This window comes from Duganella sp. Leaf61 (assembly GCF_001421905.1).
Taxonomy (GTDB): Bacteria; Pseudomonadota; Gammaproteobacteria; order Burkholderiales; family Burkholderiaceae_D; genus Rugamonas; species Rugamonas zoogloeoides.
Map to the genome: position 1 here is coordinate 239,403 of NZ_LMLM01000033.1, position 16,419 is coordinate 255,821.

15 protein-coding genes and 1 pseudogene are annotated in these 16,419 nt (G+C 66.2%); 10 read left to right on the forward strand and 6 right to left on the reverse strand.

Features of this window, described 5'->3' with window-relative positions; genetic code table 11:
• Nucleotides 1-53: 53 nt before the first annotated feature.
• Genes ASF04_RS26200 through ASF04_RS26230 form a run of 7 tightly spaced genes read left to right on the forward strand, consistent with a single transcriptional unit; the run spans nt 54 to nt 6,277 of the window.
• The gene (locus ASF04_RS26200) at nt 54-917 is read left to right on the forward strand and encodes an STAS domain-containing protein (protein WP_056148514.1); all 864 of its coding nucleotides are present in this window, start codon (nt 54-56) and stop codon (nt 915-917) included.
• Nucleotides 918-924: 7 nt separating this feature from the next.
• Nucleotides 925-1,275 carry an STAS domain-containing protein gene (locus tag ASF04_RS26205; protein WP_019920657.1) on the forward strand — a complete coding sequence of 117 codons (351 nt, stop codon included), beginning with the start codon at nt 925-927 and terminating at the stop codon, nt 1,273-1,275.
• The gene (locus ASF04_RS26210; protein WP_227012228.1) at nt 1,272-1,742 is read left to right on the forward strand and encodes an anti-sigma regulatory factor; all 471 of its coding nucleotides are present in this window, start codon (nt 1,272-1,274) and stop codon (nt 1,740-1,742) included. Before ASF04_RS26205 ends, ASF04_RS26210 begins: the two co-directional genes overlap by 4 nt.
• On the forward strand, nt 1,730-2,752 hold the full coding sequence (locus ASF04_RS26215) for a SpoIIE family protein phosphatase (protein WP_056148518.1): 1,023 nt from the start codon (nt 1,730-1,732) through the stop codon (nt 2,750-2,752). The genes ASF04_RS26210 and ASF04_RS26215 overlap by 13 nt, the downstream gene beginning before the upstream one ends.
• Nucleotides 2,749-4,104: a sensor histidine kinase gene (locus ASF04_RS26220; RefSeq protein WP_056148521.1), complete on the forward strand. Its 1,356-nt coding sequence runs from the start codon at nt 2,749-2,751 to the stop codon at nt 4,102-4,104. The genes ASF04_RS26215 and ASF04_RS26220 overlap by 4 nt, the downstream gene beginning before the upstream one ends.
• A gap of 27 nt (nt 4,105-4,131) precedes the next feature.
• Complete coding sequence (locus ASF04_RS26225) at nt 4,132-6,054, forward strand: response regulator (RefSeq protein WP_056148524.1); 1,923 nt, start codon at nt 4,132-4,134, stop codon at nt 6,052-6,054.
• Nucleotides 6,041-6,277 (forward strand): hypothetical protein, encoded by a 237-nt coding sequence (locus tag ASF04_RS26230; RefSeq protein WP_156368781.1) that lies wholly within the window; start codon nt 6,041-6,043, stop codon nt 6,275-6,277. Before ASF04_RS26225 ends, ASF04_RS26230 begins: the two co-directional genes overlap by 14 nt.
• Here ASF04_RS26230 and ASF04_RS26235 read toward each other — a convergent pair.
• Nucleotides 6,274-8,481 carry an ATP-binding protein gene (locus tag ASF04_RS26235; RefSeq protein ID WP_056148528.1) on the reverse strand — a complete coding sequence of 736 codons (2,208 nt, stop codon included), beginning with the start codon at nt 8,479-8,481 and terminating at the stop codon, nt 6,274-6,276. The genes ASF04_RS26230 and ASF04_RS26235 overlap by 4 nt on opposite strands.
• A gap of 435 nt (nt 8,482-8,916) precedes the next feature.
• Between ASF04_RS26235 and ASF04_RS28430 the strand changes: the two are divergent.
• From ASF04_RS28430 to ASF04_RS26245, 3 genes and pseudogenes are all read left to right on the forward strand, one after another.
• A pseudogene (locus tag ASF04_RS28430) lies at nt 8,917-8,988 on the forward strand (hypothetical protein); the annotation flags it as partial.
• Between the two features lie 67 nt (nt 8,989-9,055).
• Nucleotides 9,056-9,949: a TonB-dependent siderophore receptor gene (locus ASF04_RS26240; RefSeq protein WP_056148530.1), complete on the forward strand. Its 894-nt coding sequence runs from the start codon at nt 9,056-9,058 to the stop codon at nt 9,947-9,949.
• A 31-nt stretch (nt 9,950-9,980) separates the two neighbouring features.
• Nucleotides 9,981-10,883 (forward strand): hypothetical protein, encoded by a 903-nt coding sequence (locus ASF04_RS26245; RefSeq protein ID WP_200931149.1) that lies wholly within the window; start codon nt 9,981-9,983, stop codon nt 10,881-10,883.
• 69 nt (nt 10,884-10,952) lie between these two features.
• Here the strand turns inward: ASF04_RS26245 and rfaD are convergent, their stop codons facing one another.
• The 5 genes from rfaD to ASF04_RS26270 all read right to left on the reverse strand — a co-directional run bounded on the left by rfaD (nt 10,953) and on the right by ASF04_RS26270 (nt 16,410).
• Entirely contained in the window at nt 10,953-11,951 is a 999-nt protein-coding gene (rfaD, locus tag ASF04_RS26250; RefSeq protein ID WP_056148532.1) for an ADP-glyceromanno-heptose 6-epimerase, read from the reverse strand.
• Nucleotides 11,952-11,967: 16 nt separating this feature from the next.
• Nucleotides 11,968-13,023, reverse strand: coding sequence for a lipopolysaccharide heptosyltransferase II (waaF, locus tag ASF04_RS26255; RefSeq protein WP_056148535.1), 1,056 nt, complete (start codon nt 13,021-13,023; stop codon nt 11,968-11,970).
• A gap of 186 nt (nt 13,024-13,209) precedes the next feature.
• Nucleotides 13,210-14,496, reverse strand: coding sequence for an MFS transporter (locus ASF04_RS26260; protein ID WP_056148539.1), 1,287 nt, complete (start codon nt 14,494-14,496; stop codon nt 13,210-13,212).
• Nucleotides 14,493-15,743 (reverse strand): SLC13 family permease, encoded by a 1,251-nt coding sequence (locus tag ASF04_RS26265; RefSeq protein WP_056148542.1) that lies wholly within the window; start codon nt 15,741-15,743, stop codon nt 14,493-14,495. The genes ASF04_RS26260 and ASF04_RS26265 overlap by 4 nt, the downstream gene beginning before the upstream one ends.
• Nucleotides 15,733-16,410: a hypothetical protein gene (locus ASF04_RS26270; RefSeq protein WP_056148546.1), complete on the reverse strand. Its 678-nt coding sequence runs from the start codon at nt 16,408-16,410 to the stop codon at nt 15,733-15,735. Before ASF04_RS26270 ends, ASF04_RS26265 begins: the two co-directional genes overlap by 11 nt.
• Nucleotides 16,411-16,419: the final 9 nt, after the last annotated feature.

Here is a 16,419-nt window from a genome sequence, read left to right on the forward strand (position 1 = left end):
TTGATCAATTGTTATACTTACAGGAAATAAATCTAAAGTTGATTGGGGAATTGATGAGCTCGAACGACACCGCACGCCGCCTTGGCGCCGTCATACAAGAACACGAACAACAGATCCTCGAGGCGTGGATCGGTCATCTCAACAGTCTGTCCTTCCGTAAAGACGCTGCCGTCGCCGATCAACTGCGCCGCCATTGCACGCAACTGCTGGGCTTGCTGCCGGAAGCCACCGTCACTGGCGGCACCGAAAACATCGAAGGCCGCGCCTGGGACGAAGTGCGCAACCTGCTGGCGGAAATCTCCAACCAGCGCGCCAAGCAAGGCTCCACCCCGAGCGAAACCGCCACCTTTGTATTCTCGCTCAAGCAGTCGCTGTTTGCCGCGCTGCGCGAAGCGCTGAGCGCCGAGCCGGCCGTGCTGGCCGACGCGCTGTGGGGCTCCACCACCCTGCTCGATCAATTGGGCCTGTACACGGTGGAAGTGTTCCAGAAGAGCCGCGACCAGATCATCGTGCGCCAGCAGCAGGAACTGCTGGAGCTGTCCACGCCGGTGGTCAAACTGTGGCAGGACGTGCTGGCCTTGCCGCTGATCGGCACGCTCGACAGCGCCCGCACCCAGGTGGTAATGGAAAGCCTGCTGGAAAAAATCGTCGAGACCGGCGCCGCGATTGCCATCATCGACATCACCGGCGTGCCGACTGTCGATACCCTGGTGGCCCAGCACTTGCTGAAAACCATCGCTGCCGCGCGCCTGATGGGCGCCGACTGCATCATTTCCGGCATCCGTCCGCAGATCGCCCAGACCATCGTCCACCTGGGCGTGAACCTGGAAGACGTGATGACCAAGGCCACCCTGGCCGATGCCTTCGAAGTGGCGCTGGCCCGCGTGGGCGCGCGCGTCACCCGTATCGCCGCCTGAGGCCAGCATGGAACGGATCCCCATTCTCCGTATCGGCGACCTGCTGCTGGTGTCGATCCAGGTCGACATGCATGACCGCCTGGCCATGACCCTGCAGGACGATCTGACCGAGCGCATCGTCAGCGACCGCGCCAAAGGCGTGCTGATCGACATCTCGTCGCTGGACCTGGTCGATTCCTTCATCGGCCGCATGATCAGCAATACCGCTGCCATGGCACGCGTGCTCGATGCCCAGACGGTGCTGGTCGGCATGCAGCCGGCGGTGGCGATCACGCTGGTCGAACTGGGCCTGACCCTGCCCGGCGTGAAGACCGCGCTCAATGTTGAGAAGGGCATGGTCATGCTCGGCAAGCGATGAACGCGCTCGGCGCCGAAGATGCGGTGCGCTTCGCCTCGTCCCTGCTGACCGAGCCGGGTGCGCGCGTGACCAGCGGCACGACCTTGCCATTGCACACCGACGAACACGTGGTGGGCGTGCGCAAGCTGGTGCGCGAGCACGCGCTTGCACTCAAGCTGAGCCTGGTGGAACAGACCAAGCTGGTCACGGCTGCCAGCGAACTCGCGCGCAACACCATCAAGTATGGCGGCGGCGGCATGGTGCTGGCGCAGGTGCTCGACAGCGGCTTGCGCCAGGGGTTGCGGCTGGTGTTTGCCGATGACGGCCCAGGCATCGCGGATATCACCCAGGCGCTGCGCGATGGTTATACCAGCGGTGGCGGCATGGGACTGGGACTGGGCGGGGCCAAGCGCCTCGTCGACGAGTTCGACATAGATTCCCGCAGCGGAGAAGGTACGGCAGTAGCCATTGTTAAATGGAAAAAATAAATCAATCGGTCGAGACTTCCACCTGGATCACGATCACCCACGCCAGCGACATTGCTGCCGCCCGCCGCGCAGGCCAGCTGCTGGCCACCAATGGCCGTTTTGACGAGGTGCGTGCCGGCCAGCTGGCCCTGCTGATCACCGAAGCGGCCACCAACATTCTCAAGCACGCCGGCGATGGCACCATCGTGCTGTCTGCCGTGCATACCGGCGACATGGACGGCATCGACGTGGTGGCGTACGACGCCGGCCCCGGCATCGGCAACCTGGCGCAAGCGCTGCGCGACGGCAGTTCGAGCGCCGGCACCGCCGGCACCGGCCTCGGTGCGCTGCACCGGCTATCCGACCAGTTCGACGTGTATGCCCCGCGCGGCAAGGGCGCGGTATTCTTCATGCGCCTGTGGCGCACGCCGTCGCCCGAGTTGCAACTGGCCAGCGGCGGCATCTCGCTGCCGCTGGCCGGCGAAACCGCCAATGGCGACGCCTGGGCAGTAGCGACCGCGCGCCAGCACACGGCGCTGCTGATGGTCGATGGCCTGGGCCACGGGCCGGAGGCGGCCAAGGCCGCCGCCGCCGCGATTGCCACGGTCACGCTGCAGCCGGGCCTGCGCCCGACCGAACAGATCCAGGCGTGCCACGCGGCGCTGCGCAACACGCGCGGTGCGGCACTGGCGCTGGGGCTGCTCGACGCGCCGACTGGCCAGTTGCACTTTGCCGGGATCGGCAACATCAGCGCCTGCGTGATCGACGCTGGCGGCCGGCGCCAGCTGGCGTCGTACAACGGCATCGTCGGCAACAATATGCGCAAGGTGCAGGAATTTACCGTGGAATGCGGCCCCGGCGCACTGGTGATCATGGCCACCGACGGCATCGGCACCCAGTGGGACCTGGACCAGTACCCGGGTTTGGCGGCGTGCGATCCGTCGGTGGTGGCGGCCGTGCTGCTGCGCGACTTTGCGCGCCAGCGCGACGACGCCAGCGTGCTGGTTTACCGCGTGCCGGAGCGTGCATGATGCCGCAGACCCGTATCCTGCAAGTAGGCATTGACAGCGAGCCGGACGTGGTGGCAGTGCGCCAGCGCGCGCGCCAGATCTCGTCCCTGCTCGGCTTTGGCGCGCAAGACCAGGTACGGATCGCCACGGCAGTCTCGGAGGTGGCGCGCTGCGCCTCGAGCCGGCTGGCGCGCGGACGCGCGGTGTTCGCGCTTGACTCCTCTGGCACCCAGCAGCAGTTGGTGGTTACCATCCGTGCCGACGGCGACCCGGTGCGCGCCACCGAACTGGTGTCCGGCGTGGAGGGCGAATCGCCGCAGTCGCAGCTGAACAACGCGGTCGCCACCGCGCATCGCCTGATGGACGAGTGCAGCGTGCAAGGCTCGCCCGAACATGGCCTGCATGTATTGATGCTCAAAGCCTTGGGGCCGCGCCAGCACATCGACCGCGATCGCCTGCTGCAACTGGGCGGTGAACTCGCTGCCAGCCCGGTACAAAACACGGTGGCGGAAATGCAACAGCAAAACCGCGAGCTGGCCATGGCGCTGGCCGAGCTGCGCGACCGCCAGGAAGACCTGATCTCGCTCACCCACGAACTGGAAGACACCAACCGCGGCGTGGTGGCGCTGTACGCCGAGGTCGAAGAAAAAGCCGAGCGCCTGCGCAAGGCCGACGAAATGAAATCGCGCTTCCTGTCCAACACCAGCCACGAACTGCGTACGCCGCTCAGTTCGATCCGGGCGCTGTCGAAGCTGCTGCTAGACCGCATGGACGGCGAGCTGACGGTGGAGCAGGAACGGCAGGTGCAGTTCATTGCCACCGCCGCGAGCGACCTGTCGGAACTGGTCAACGATTTGCTCGACCTGGCCAAGATCGAGGCTGGCAAGGTGGAACTGACGGTGGCGCCAATCGACGTCGCCAATTTGTTCAGCGCTTTGAAGGGCATGCTGCGTCCGCTGGCCCACCACGAGCACGTGGAACTGGTGTTCGTGATGCCGCCGCCGGGCCCGCTGCTGCTGTCGGACGAAGGCATGGTGGCGCAAATCCTGCGCAATTTCATCTCGAACGCACTCAAATTTACCGAGCACGGCCAGATTAGCGTCGAGCTGCGCGCCAACGACAGCCCCGACCATGTTACCTTTGCAGTCAGCGACACCGGCATCGGCATCAGTTCCGACAACCTGCTGCTGATCTTTGAGGAATTTTCCCAGATCGAGCATCCGCTGCAACGCCAGGTCAAGGGCACCGGCCTCGGTTTGCCGCTGTGCCGCAAGCTGGCCACGCTGCTGGGCGGGTCGGTGGACGTGGAGAGCACCAGCGGGGAGGGGTCCACTTTCTTCTTGCACCTGCCGCGTGCTGCGCCGGACGCTTAGCCTGTTCATTTCTCTGAAAGACCGCTTGTGAGCAATAGTGACATCCTGATCCTCAACGTCGACGACAACGACGGTGCGCGCTACGTCAAGACCCGCATCCTGCAAGGCGCCGGCTTCGATGTGGCGGAAGCGGCCAACGGCACCGATGCACTGACCATGGCGCGCCGCCTGCTGCCCGCGCTGGTACTGCTCGACGTCAAGCTGCCCGACATCAACGGCATCGAAGTGTGCCGCCAGATCAAGTCCGATATTGACACCTGCACCATCCTGGTCCTGCAAACCTCGGCCGCGCTCACCGGCCGCGACGACAAGATCCGCGGCCTCGAAGGCGGCGCCGACAATTACCTGGCCGCGCCGATCGAAGCCGACGAACTGATTGCCAACGTCAATGCCCTGCTGCGCCTGCAACGCACCCAGGCCGACCTGCGCAACAGCGAGGAACGCTTCCGCCAGCTCACCGACAATATCGAAGACGTGTTCTGGATGTTCAGCCTGGACGGCAGCGAACTGCTGTATGTCAGCAATGCCTACGCTACCATGTGGAACCGGCCGGCGCAGCTGCTCGAACGCGCGCCCGGCGACTGGCTCGACGCCATCCACGCCGACGACCGCGCCGCCGTCGCCGCGCGCTGGCAGCTGGCGGGCGCCGGCGAACCGTTCGACGAGGAATACCGCCTGACCGTGCCTGGCGGCGTGCGCTGGGTACGCGACCGCGCCTTCCTGGTACGCGATGCTGCCGATGTGCCCTACCGCATCGCCCGCATCACCAGCGATATCACCCAGCGCCGCGACATGGAAGACCGGCTGCACGCGGCCGACGACAACAAGAACGATTTCCTCGCCACGCTGGCGCACGAGCTGCGCAATCCGCTGAGCCCGATCCGCAACGCGGTGGCGCTGATGGGCGAAGTGGCGCCTGGCGACGTGGCGCTGCACCAGAAGGCGCGCCAGATCATCGTGCGCCAGGTGGCGCACCTGTCGCGCCTGGTGGACGATCTGCTCGACGTGGCGCGCATTTCGCAGGGCAAGCTCACTTTGCAACTGCAGCGCACCGAGCTGCATGCAGTGGTGGATTCTGCGCTGGAAACCGCGCAGCCGATGCTCGAATCGCGCCAGCACCGGCTGGTGGTGGACGTGCCGCCCGAGCCGCTGTGGATCAACGGCGACCCGGTGCGCCTGGCGCAAGCAATCGGCAACCTGCTGCACAACGCCGCCAAGTTCACCAACCGCGGTGGCGAAGTGCGGCTGCAGGTGGCGCGCCTGGCCGACGCCCGCGTGTCGATCTCGGTGCACGACAACGGCATCGGCATCACCTCGTACAACCTGCCGCGCATCTTCAATATGTTCGCCCAGGGCGCCGCCGCCCACGACCGCGTGCACGACGGCCTCGGCATTGGCCTGTCGCTGGTGTCCACGCTGGCGCACATGCACGGCGGCAGCGTTCATGCCAGCAGCCCCGGCATCGATCACGGCAGCACCTTCGAGCTGATCCTGCCGCTGCTCGATGCCGCCGCGACCGCATCCGCCCCGGTGCCGCCCGATACCGCCCATCCAACGCTCGCGCCCGGCATGCGCCGCGTGCTGCTGGTGGACGATAACATCGATTCATCCGAAGTGATGGGCGAACTGCTGGGCGTGATGGGCCACGAGGTATTCCTGGCCAACGATGCCGACCGCGCGCTGGCCCTGGCGCGGGCGCACCGGCCCGACACCATCATCCTCGACATCGGCATGCCCAAGGTGGACGGCTACGCACTGGCGCGCATGCTGCGCGACGACCCGTTGTTCGCCCTCACCCGGTTGATCGCCCATACCGGCTACGGTTCCGACCAGGACCGCCAGAAAACCCGCGACGCCGGTTTCGATTTCCACCTGGTCAAGCCAGCCAATTTCGACGAGCTCGAGCGCAGCCTGCGGCCGTCACAGGTTTTAGAACATGAGAAAAAGTGATTTACTGGTCCGCTTCAGCATGCATCGCGGCCTGGCCGCGAACGAACGCGAAGCGCACACCGATTTGCTGCTGCTGTTCAGCGAGGAATACCCGATTTCCAATTTCGAGAAATGGGATACCCCGCTTGACGAGGAATGGGCCGACAGCTTCTTCCTGCGCTACCGCGACGACCCCGACTGCGACCTGCGCTGGCTGCTGGCGGGGTTGTGGCAGGTGAATTAGGCCGGAGGGGCTGCCGGTGTTGCCGGCAGATGCAGCGTAAAGCGCACATGCGGTGCCTGGTACGTGTATTCGATGGTGCCGCCGTGCTCGAGCATGATCTGGCGCGCAATATATAGCCCCAGGCCCATGCCGCCCTTGTTGCGGGCATTGTTGGCCGACAGCCGCTTGAACGGGTTGTACAGCGTGCGCGCGGTCTCTTCGGCGATTTCATCACCCACATTGAGCACCTCGAGCGTCACGCCGGCGTCGTCCTGCACCAGGCGCACGTCGATGGTTTCCCCGACCTTGCCGTGGTGGTAGGCGTTGCTGATCAGGTTGCTCACCACTTGCGCCACGCGGTCGGCATCCATCGGTACCAGCACTTGCGGCGGGCTGTCCAGGTTGAGCACGATATTCGGCTTGGCGGTGCGGAATTCGTCGGCCAGGTCGGCCAGCATGGGCGCCAGGTCCACTGCCACGACCTCGCCACCGAGGCGCATGCCGCCGTTGATCATGCTCATGTCGAGCACCTGCGAAATCAAACGCTCCATGCGCCCGCTCGACGCCTTGATGCGGCGGCCGGCGGTTTCCTTGGAGCCGCCCAGTTCCAGCACCGTGGCTGCCATGCTGATCGATTGCAGCGGGTTGCGCAAGTCGTGGCCGAGGATGGCAAAGAGCTGGGCGCGGGCGCGGTCGTTCTGTTCGTGGCGGGTGACCGACGCGCGGTTCATTTCGGCCAGCAGCTGGCGCGCGATGGACAGGCGCGTGGCTTCCCACGGTTCGGCCTGGTCGAACACGGTTTCACGCCACTCGGCAAACGAGCCGCGCGGCGTGAGGCGCGGACCCAGCGGTCCGTGGGCAATTTCCTTGTCGGGCTTGCCACCCCAGCGCACCAGTTCCACCTGCTCCTCGCGCAGCGCCAGCAGCCAGCCGTTGGCGGCAGCGTCGTAGCGCAAGCCCAGCAGGCCGACCCATTTGCCGCAGCCATGTTGCTGCCCGGCCGGCCAGTCGCGCCGCGCCGACCGTTCGACCACGTCGGCGTCTTCCAGCTGCATCGACGCCACTGCCGCCGTTACCACGTCCGCCGGTACCGGGCCGTGGGCGACCACCCGGCCGCCGTGCATGACCACCAGCGCGCCGGCGCCCAACGAACCGCAAATCTCGGCGGCGCACGCGGTGAGGCCGGCGGCGACATCATCGAAATGCAGCAGTGATTGCATGACCTGGGTGCGCACTTCGGCCGCGCGCTCGGCCAGGGTGGCCCGTTCGCGCGTTTCGAGCGACTGCACCGAGGCCGCCAGCACCTGCGCCATGACATCGGCCGCCATGCGGATCGCGTACGGCACCCGGCGCGGCGCCATGTGGTGGCAGGCAATCATGCCCCACAGCTTGCCATTGATGACGATGGAAATGCTCATCGACGCCTCCACCCCCATGTTGCGCAGGTATTCGACATGGATCGGCGACACGCTGCGCAGCACGCTGTAGCTCATGTCAAGCGGCGCCGCGCCGGTGCGGCCGATCATGGGAACCGGGGTGTAGCCCATGTCGCCGATCAGGCGCAGGGTGTTGATCACGTACAGGCGGCGCGCCTGGGCCGGAATGTCGCTGGCCGGGTAGCGCCGGCCCAGGTACGGGTCGAGCGACTCGGTGCGCGCCTCGGCCGCCACTTCGCCGCTGTCGTCGTGGCGGAAGCGGTAAGCCATCACGCGATCGAACCCGGTAATCAGCCGGATCTGATCGACTGCCGCCTTCAGTAGCGCCGGCACCGACTTCTGGCGCTTGAGGCGCTCGATGGCGGTATGGGCCTTGAGCGCGAACGTGGCCACGCTGTCGGTGGCCAGTTCGCGGCATTCGTATTCGACAATGACCAGGCCTTCGTGGCCATGCACGATGCAATCGAAGGCCTGGGTACCGACCAGGGTTTCCGCCATGGCGGCCGGGGCTTCACCGCCGTCCATGTCCTCGATGCATTCGTGGATTTTTTCCTGCACTTCGTCCGCCAGGCCGAGGTCGGCCAGGGCCGTGAGCAGCACCATCGGTACCGTCAACTGCAACATGGCGTGGGCGTTGGCGCTCCACGAGACCAGTTCGGCCGCGCTGTTGAACACCAGTATCGCGCCATGCGGCTGGATGCTGCCGGGAATGTGGATTGGCTCGTCGGCGCAGTTGGCCAGCGTGACGGGCGTATCGGCATTGCGGACAGCAAAATCAGGTGTGATCATCGGCTTTCAAGGGCAGTGGAAATTGACCGTGGATGGGCAAACTCCCCGGTGACGAATTATAGCGCCAGCGCCGCGCCAAGCCGGGCGCAGTACGCATCGAAATACAACGAAAACCGGCCACATGAATAATTTTCACGTTTAATGAAAATCTTTGGAATGACTCAATGTTATCAATGTCGTAAACTGTGCGCCTCCTTCCGCGCTCACCGCCCTCGCATGAACCATTTGGCCCTGACCGCACTGGCCACCGCCAGCATGACCTTGTGCGCCGCCGCGCGCGCCCATCACCCCACCCTGCCCACGGTGGAAGTGGTCGAAAGCCGCCTCACCGCCGACAGCGGCCTCGGCCTCGTCGAAGAAAACGGCACCGGTTCACGCCTGGGTCTGACCGCACGCGATACCCCAGCCAGCGTCAGCAGCATGAGCAGCGCCGACATGGCCGAGCGGGTGCTGGTGCGCGCCCAGGACGCCGCTGTGCGCATGCCGGGCGTGAGCGAAGCGCCGTCGCCGGGCAACGGCGGCACCAGCCTGTCGGCACGCGGCTTTTCCGGCCATAACTCGGTGGCGCGTCAAAGTGGACTACCAGGCCGCGCCCGGCGTGCGCGTGCGCAACGAGAGCTACTACGTGACCAGCAAGCGCCACTGGCGCAACGCCGAGAGCTATACCCTCAACCCGGTTGGCACGCTGATCAACCGCGACAGCTACCTGGAAATCCTGCACGCAAACGACTACACTCCGGTGACCGGCCGCGGCGGCCTGGTGTGGAACATCGATCCCGCCGTGAGCCTGTACGTCCAGTACGGCACCGCCACCGATCCGCCCAGCGGTGCGCTGGCCCCGCCGAACGGCAGCCCCAGCTTCGACCTCACCAAGGGCAAGCAACTCGAATTCGGCGCCAAGGGCGGCATCGCCGCGCTGCGCGGCGAATGGAGCGCGGCCTTCTCTAAAATCGAAAAGAACAACCTGCTCTCGCGCGACCCGGACAATCCCACAGTGGCATTGCAGATCGGCCAGCAGTCATCGACCGGCATCGAACTCGCATTCGCGGCCGAACCGGTGCGCGGCTGGACCATCGACGCCAACCTGGCAGCGCTGCGCGCCCGCTACGACGACTTCAACGAAGTGGTCGGCGGCGTGCCAATTTCGCGCGCCGGGAACACGCCCACCGGCGTTCCCGAGCGCACCGCCAACATCTGGACCGGCTACCGCTTCGTGCCGGGCTGGCAAGCGGCGATCGGCGCCCGCTACGTCGGTGAGCGCCAGGCCAATACCGCCAACACTGCCAACCTGCCCGCGTACACGGCGATTGACGCCTCGCTGGCGTGGACCGCCTCGCCCAAGCTGGGCCTGACCCTGTCAGTGAAAAACCTGGCCGACCGCGACTACGCCTTGTCCGGCAGCGCCGGCGTGCGCTGGCTGCTGGCCGATCCGCGCTCGGTGCAGTTGACAGCCCGCACCACGTTCTGACCATGAAGCAGGCGCTGCTGTTCGTCCACAAGTGGCTGGGGGTAGCGCTGGCCTTGCGCTGGAACGCGGCCAGTGGACCGCGGCGCAAGGTTTCAATCCTTGCCGGCCGCTGGTCCGGGTGGAGCTCGACGGCGACGATGGACTGGAGCTGTATGTATCCCCCGGCGCGGCCGAAGTAGTCGGCGAAACGCGCCGCGCCGAGCGGGCCTGGAACTGGGTCGGCGCAATTCCCCACTGGATCTATTTCACCGAACTGCGGCGCTGGCCCGAGCGCTGGCACCATGTCGTGGTCTGGCTGTCGCTGCCCGGCATGCTGCTGGCGGCCACCGGTTTGATCATCGGCGTGTGGCAGCTGTTCCTCAACCGGTCGCGCTCGATACCGTACCGGACTTTCTGGATGCGCTGGCACCATATTCTCGGGCTGGCGGTTGGCGTAATTACGCTGACATGGATTTTTTCGGGCCTGATGTCGATGAATCCGTTCAGCGTCTTCTCGCCACGCGGCGCCACGGCGAACGAACAGCGGCGCCGGTCGGGTCAGGAAGTGGCCGCACAATTGTCGCCGGCGGCAGCGTTGCGGCTGGCCGCGCCGCTAAAGGTGCGCGAACTGGAAACGCTGCGCTTCAATGGTCAGGCGTGGTATCGGCTGAGGGGCGTGGATGGTTCGCTGCTCGTGCGTGCCGATAGCTTTGCTGCTGCCGGTGGAGCCGATCCGGCCTCTGCCCGCATCGGGCTGCGCGCCGACAGTTCCAACCGCTGGCAGCGCCTGCTCCTCAAGGCGACGGTTGCCACCAAGGCGGACCTGGCCGAAGTCAAAGCAGAAATCAAGGCAGCGGTCGCCGAAGTCCAAGCAGAGACCAAGGCAGCGGTCGCCGAGGTCAAGGCCAACACCAAGGCCGCCATCGCCGAAGCGAAAAACGCCATCATCGCCTAGGTGGTCGGCAGCGTTTTCCTGGCGCAGTTGCTGCCCGGCCTGCTCAGGAAGCTGGGCCTGCAATAGCAATTACTTGTGGTTGGCCTTCAACCACGAGATATACGCGGTCACCCCGGCGCTCACATCATAAAACGGCTTGTCGTAACCGATCGCGCGCAGCTTGGCGATGTTGGCCTGGGTGAAGCTCTGGTACTTGCCTTTGAGCTTGTCCGGAAACGTCACGTACTCCAGCAATTTCTGCTCGACGATGGCGTCCAGTCCCAGGGCGCCGGCTTCAGGCTTGAGGTTGTTCACCACCGCCACCGCGATATCGTTGAACGGCTGCGCACGACCGGTGCCCAGGTTGAAGATGCCGCTCTTGTCCGGGTTGTCGAGGAAGAACAGGTTGACGCTGACCACGTCGTCGATATAGACGAAGTCGCGGGTCTGGGTGCCGGCGGCGTAACCGTCGTACTCTCCGAACAATTTCACCTGGCCATCGGCCAGGAACTGGCGGTACTGGTGCAGCGGCACCGAGGCCATATTCCCCTTGTGGAATTCGCGCGGGCCGTAGACGTTGAAGTAGCGCAGGCCTACCACTTGCGCGCCACGGTCACCATTGGTTTTCCAGAAGTTGCGCACGTACTGGTCGAACAGGAATTTCGAGTAGCCGTATACGTTCAATGGCCGCTCGCCCGAACGCTCTTCCGTAAACCCTTCCTCGGCGCCATACACGGCTGCCGACGAGGCATAGATGAACGGAATTTTTTCCTTCTGGCAGAAGTGGAACAACGACACGCTGTAACGGAAGTTATTGCGCATCATGTACTCGCCGTCCATTTCCATGGTGTCGGAGCACGCGCCTTCGTGGAACACGGCCGAGAACTTGCCGGCAAATTCGCCGCGCTCGAGGCGTTCGATGAACTCTTCCTTGCCCATGTAATCGACCACCTCGGCATCGACGACATTGTGGAATTTCTCCGGCCGCTTCAAGTTATCCACCACGAAGATCGCCTCGCCGCGCTGGCTCAGCGCGTGAACGATATTACTACCAATAAAACCCGCACCGCCGGTCACCAAAATCATGATCTGTCCTGTTCTAAAATTAAAGGGCTGCCGGCCGCGCCGGCAGCATGGCGCGCAGCGGCGCCCATGCCAGGTCCACCGTCAGCTTGTGCATGCAAGCCTGGTGGCCCAGCGGACACACGCGCTGCTGGCACGGTGCGCACTCGAGGTGTAGCCACAGTATCTTGGCAATGTCCGACAACGGTGGAGTATGCCTCGGATCGGTCGGACCATACAGCGCCACCACCGGCCGGTTCAACGCGGCGGCAATGTGCATCAGGCCCGAATCGTTGGTCACCAGCGCCGCCGCGCTGCCGAGGATGGCGAGCGCATCGGATAACGACGTCACGCCGGCCAGGCTGCGCACGCCGGGCGCGGCGGCGACGATCTCGTCGCACACCTCGGCATCCTTGGCCGACCCCATCAGCACAATGGTGATCTCGGGACGGGACTGCTGCAACAGCCGCGCCAGGCCGGCAAAATAGCCGCTGGGCCAGCGCTTGGCGGGGCCGAACTCGGCGCCAGGCGCGAACGCCACGATGGTGGTGCCGGGCGCGATGCCCACCCGGCCCAACGCGGCAGCCTTGTCCTCATCGCTGATGGTCAGCACGGGATACGGTACGTCCTGCGGCGGGGTCTTTGATACAGGGCCAGCCAGCGCCGCGTAGAACGGCAGCATCGGGCGCTTGTGTTTCGGATCGTCGTGGTGCATCACGTTGATCAAACCGTAGCGCATCTCGCCCTTGTAGCCGATCCGCTTCGGAATCTTGGCCATCCACGGTATCAGGGCGAATTTCAGGGTATTGGGCAGGATATAGGCTTCGTCGTAGCCGCGTTCGCGCAGCATGCGCGCGTACTCGCGGCGTTCGGCCCATTGCAGCTTGCCGTGCTTGAACGGCGTTTCCAGCACCTCGCTCACTTCGGCGGCAGCGCGCCATACGGGCGCCACCCAGGCCGGGGCCAGCACGTCGATGCGGCGCTGCGGATTGGCGTCCTTCAAAGCGCGCAACAGCGGCTGCGCCATGACGGCGTCGCCGATCCAGTTGGGCGAGATCACCAGCGTGCGCACGGCACGCGTATCGATTGATTTTTCCATAAGTTCCAGTGAGACCGGCCGGCTGCTGCGGCGCGCCGGGCGCTGCCGAGCCGGCAAACCGGAATTATAGCGCCAAGGCGCCCGCGCAGCAGGCCGGACCAGGCGTCAACCTGGCCGGTTGAGCTTGGCACTGACCGTGCAGGGCGGCGGTCAGCACAAGATGGCCGGCGCTGCCCGCCACCATGGCTAAGGCGCCAAGCCGCCCGACGCTGACGATTTGGCCCTGGCGCCAGCCAGCGCCGGCAACAAGGCCGCCAGCGCCAGCAGCGCGAAACTGCCGTGCAGCAGGTACGTGACCGGATAGCCGTAATGCGCCACCAGGTAACCGGCCACCACGTTGCTCGAAGCCGCCCCCACGCCCTGCACCACCATCACCGCCGCCAGCGCCATATTGAAATGGCCGCTGCCGCGCGTCAGGCGCTCCACCAGGAACGGCGTCAGGATGCCCAGCAGGCCCACGCCGAGGCCGTCGAGCAACTGCACCGGGTAAATCATGGCAAAGTCGGAAAAGCTCCACGCCAGCACCCCGCGCAGCGGCAAACTCAGCACCGCCAGCACGGCGGCCGCGCGCACCCATTCGCGCCGGATGATGCGCTGCGCCGCCAGCGCCGCCGCCAGCGCGGACAGCTGCGACACCATGGTAATCACCGCCGTGGTCTCGAACGGGCGCTGCATCTGCAAGGCGAATTGCTGGGCGATCAGCCGGGCCAGCGGCGCGTTACCGAAGTGGAACAGCAGCAAGGCCACGCTCAGCAGCAGCAACGATCGGTTGGTGGCCAGCGCGCGCCACGACGGCATTGCCGCCCCTGCCGGTGCTCCGCTTGCCTCCTTTACCGCGGTGGGACCGGCCGGCGCCAATCCGCGCGCAGCCGCATGGTCGATGCTGGCCGGGGCGATGGCCAGCGTGGCCATGATGGCCGCCATGGTCGTCACCAGCATCAGCCCGGCCACACCGGGCAGGCCGAGCCAGGCGCTGGCGCCCCAGGTGCCACCGAGCAGCACCACGTTGCCGGCGTGATTCCAGGCCTCGTTCCTGCCCAGCTGGCGGCCGAAGTGTTTCGGACCCACCACGCCCAGCGTGATGCTGGTGAGCGCCGGCGCGATCAGCACGCCGGCCAGCGCGGCCAGCGCTTGTGTCACGAACACCACGCCTCTCTGCGGCCAGGCGATGCACAGGAAACTCATGGCCGTGATCACGGCGATCGGCACGACGATCATCATGCGCTTGTTGCGGGTGCGGTCGGCAAAAGCGCCGGCCGGCACCCCGGCCGCGAGGCCGATGGCGCCGCCGATGGTGGCCAGCATGCCCAGGTCCAGCGGCTGCCACCCCCTGGTGGTCAAAAAAGCGTCGAGGAATGGACCGAGGCCGTCGCGCGCATCGGCCAGGAAAAAGTTGAGCAGCCCCAGTGCCCACAGGGTGGCGGCAGTCGGGCTTGCCACTTTGGCGCCAAGGGCGGCCGGTACTGCGCTCATGCGGCCACCTGCAACAGCAGCAGCGCAGCCAGCAGGCTGGCCGGCATCACCAGCACGCCAAGCTTGAGGAAGCGCCACGCGCTGAACTGCACGCCCTCGCGCCGCAGCGCGGTCAGCCACAAGATGGTGGCCAGCGAACCGCTCACCGACAGGTTCGGGCCGAGATCGATGCCGATCAGGGCGGCAGCGCGCAGCGACGGCTCGGCCGCCACGTGGTCCAGCGTGGCCGCCCCCAGCAAGCCGGCCGGCAGGTTGTTGAACAGGTTGCAGGCCAAGGCCAGCACGGCGCCGGCGATGCCATCGGCCATGACCGGTTCAGCCGCCTGCAAGCGCTGCAATTGCGCCGCCAGCGCGGCCACCACGCCGTGCGCCTGCAACGCCTCGATCAGCACGAACAGGCCGGCCACCATCAGCAGCACGTCCCACGACAGCGCCCGCACGGCGGCCAGCGGCGACACCCGCGCAGCCACACTGGCCAGCAGCAGCGCCACCAGTCCGGCCGCCAGCGTGACCGGCCCCAGCGGCAAGCGCAGCGCCGAGGCCGCCCCCAGCAGCAGCGCCGTACCGGCAAGCGCGCCAAGCGTGACGCGGCCGCCACTGGATAATGCCGGCACCGCGATTGCGCGGCGGATGACCTGCGGCAGCCCGGCACGCAGCCGGTAATACAGGATCGCGTACGTGACCACGATGGCGCCCAGCGACGGCAACAGGAACAACGCCAGCCAGTCGGCCAGTCCCGGCATGTGCTCTCCGAACACGACCAGGTTGGCGGGGTTGGACACGGGCAGCACGAAGCTGGCCGCGTTGGCGACAAAGGCGCAGATGAGCAAGTACGGCACCGGCGGCGCATCGACCGCGCGCGCCACCGCGTACACGGCGGGCGTGAGCACCACGGCCGTGGCGTCGTTCGACAGCGCCACCGTCACCACCGTGCCCGCCAGGTACACCAGCAGGAACAGCCGGTGGCCGGACCCGTCGGCTGCGCGCGCCGCGTGGGCGGCCAGCCAGTCGAACACGCCGTGGCGCCGGCCCAGTTCGGCCAGCAGCATCATGCCTGCCAGGAACAGATAAACATCGGCGCCGCGCGCCACGCCGGCCACGGTGTGCGCCATGTCGATCAGACCGAAGATCAGCAGCGCCGCGACGGCCAGCGCCGCCCACACGGCCTCGGGCAGGCGCCAAGGGCGCACCACGATGCCCAGCATGGTAATGGCGGTGATCGTCCACAGGATGGTGTTACTCGACATGATTGGAATTGGTTGGATTGTCAGTTTTGCCGGCCGTAGCGGAAATCGCTTCGATGGACAGGCCTGCCGCGCTGCGCGTACCGATGCCGGCTGCCGCGAACGGCAGACCCGGCGCCAGCGCAAAGCCGACCAGGTCGGGCCGGAAATAGATGATGGCGCCATCGGCAAGGATGACGCCGTTGGCCTCGCCGCGCGGGCCGTGCAAGACGACATCGATCGTGCCTTGCACTGCGTACTGCTGCAACGGCGGACGTGGCGCCGGCGCTGGTGGCCGGGGCGGACCTTCACCCTGCTCGTCCACCGCGCCGCCGGTCACCAGGTTGACCAGCGCCTGCGCGCGCAAGGCGCCACCGCTGGCCGATAGCCCGATCGCGCGCACGCGGTCACCCACGGCGACGACACCGGTCAGCTGCACGGCCAGGTGCGGCGGCAGCAGCACGACTGTGCCGTCAGCAAAACGCAGCCCATTCGGTTCGCCGTAAGGCGTGACCAGCAGGCGCTGCACCTGGCCTTCGATGACCGCCAGCGCCGCATTGCCTGGCAGAGTCGGCGGCATCGGCAAGCCCGGCGGCATTCGCGGCCCCGGCGGCGCGGCGCTGGCGACGGCGGCAACGCCGCCAAGCATCGCCGTCAGCAAGGCGGCAGACAGGCGACTATGCAGTTGCATCGGTCGCGT

Bases quoted from the DNA above. Each gene is read 5' to 3' on its own strand.
- ASF04_RS26270 (WP_056148546.1), bottom strand. From the start codon at position 16,410: ATGCAACTGCATAGTCGCCTGTCTGCCGCCTTGCTGACGGCGATGCTT.
- ASF04_RS26235 (WP_056148528.1), bottom strand. From the start codon at position 8,481: ATGATCACACCTGATTTTGCTGTCCGCAATGCCGATACGCCCGTCACG.
- ASF04_RS26210 (WP_227012228.1), top strand. From the start codon at position 1,272: ATGAACGCGCTCGGCGCCGAAGATGCGGTGCGCTTCGCCTCGTCCCTG.
- ASF04_RS26220 (WP_056148521.1), top strand. From the start codon at position 2,749: ATGATGCCGCAGACCCGTATCCTGCAAGTAGGCATTGACAGCGAGCCG.
- ASF04_RS26260 (WP_056148539.1), bottom strand. From the start codon at position 14,496: ATGAGCGCAGTACCGGCCGCCCTTGGCGCCAAAGTGGCAAGCCCGACT.
- ASF04_RS26215 (WP_056148518.1), top strand. From the start codon at position 1,730: ATGGAAAAAATAAATCAATCGGTCGAGACTTCCACCTGGATCACGATC.
- ASF04_RS26200 (WP_056148514.1), top strand. From the start codon at position 54: ATGAGCTCGAACGACACCGCACGCCGCCTTGGCGCCGTCATACAAGAA.
- waaF (WP_056148535.1), bottom strand. From the start codon at position 13,023: ATGGAAAAATCAATCGATACGCGTGCCGTGCGCACGCTGGTGATCTCG.
- ASF04_RS26205 (WP_019920657.1), top strand. From the start codon at position 925: ATGGAACGGATCCCCATTCTCCGTATCGGCGACCTGCTGCTGGTGTCG.
- ASF04_RS26230 (WP_156368781.1), top strand. From the start codon at position 6,041: ATGAGAAAAAGTGATTTACTGGTCCGCTTCAGCATGCATCGCGGCCTG.
- ASF04_RS26265 (WP_056148542.1), bottom strand. From the start codon at position 15,743: ATGTCGAGTAACACCATCCTGTGGACGATCACCGCCATTACCATGCTG.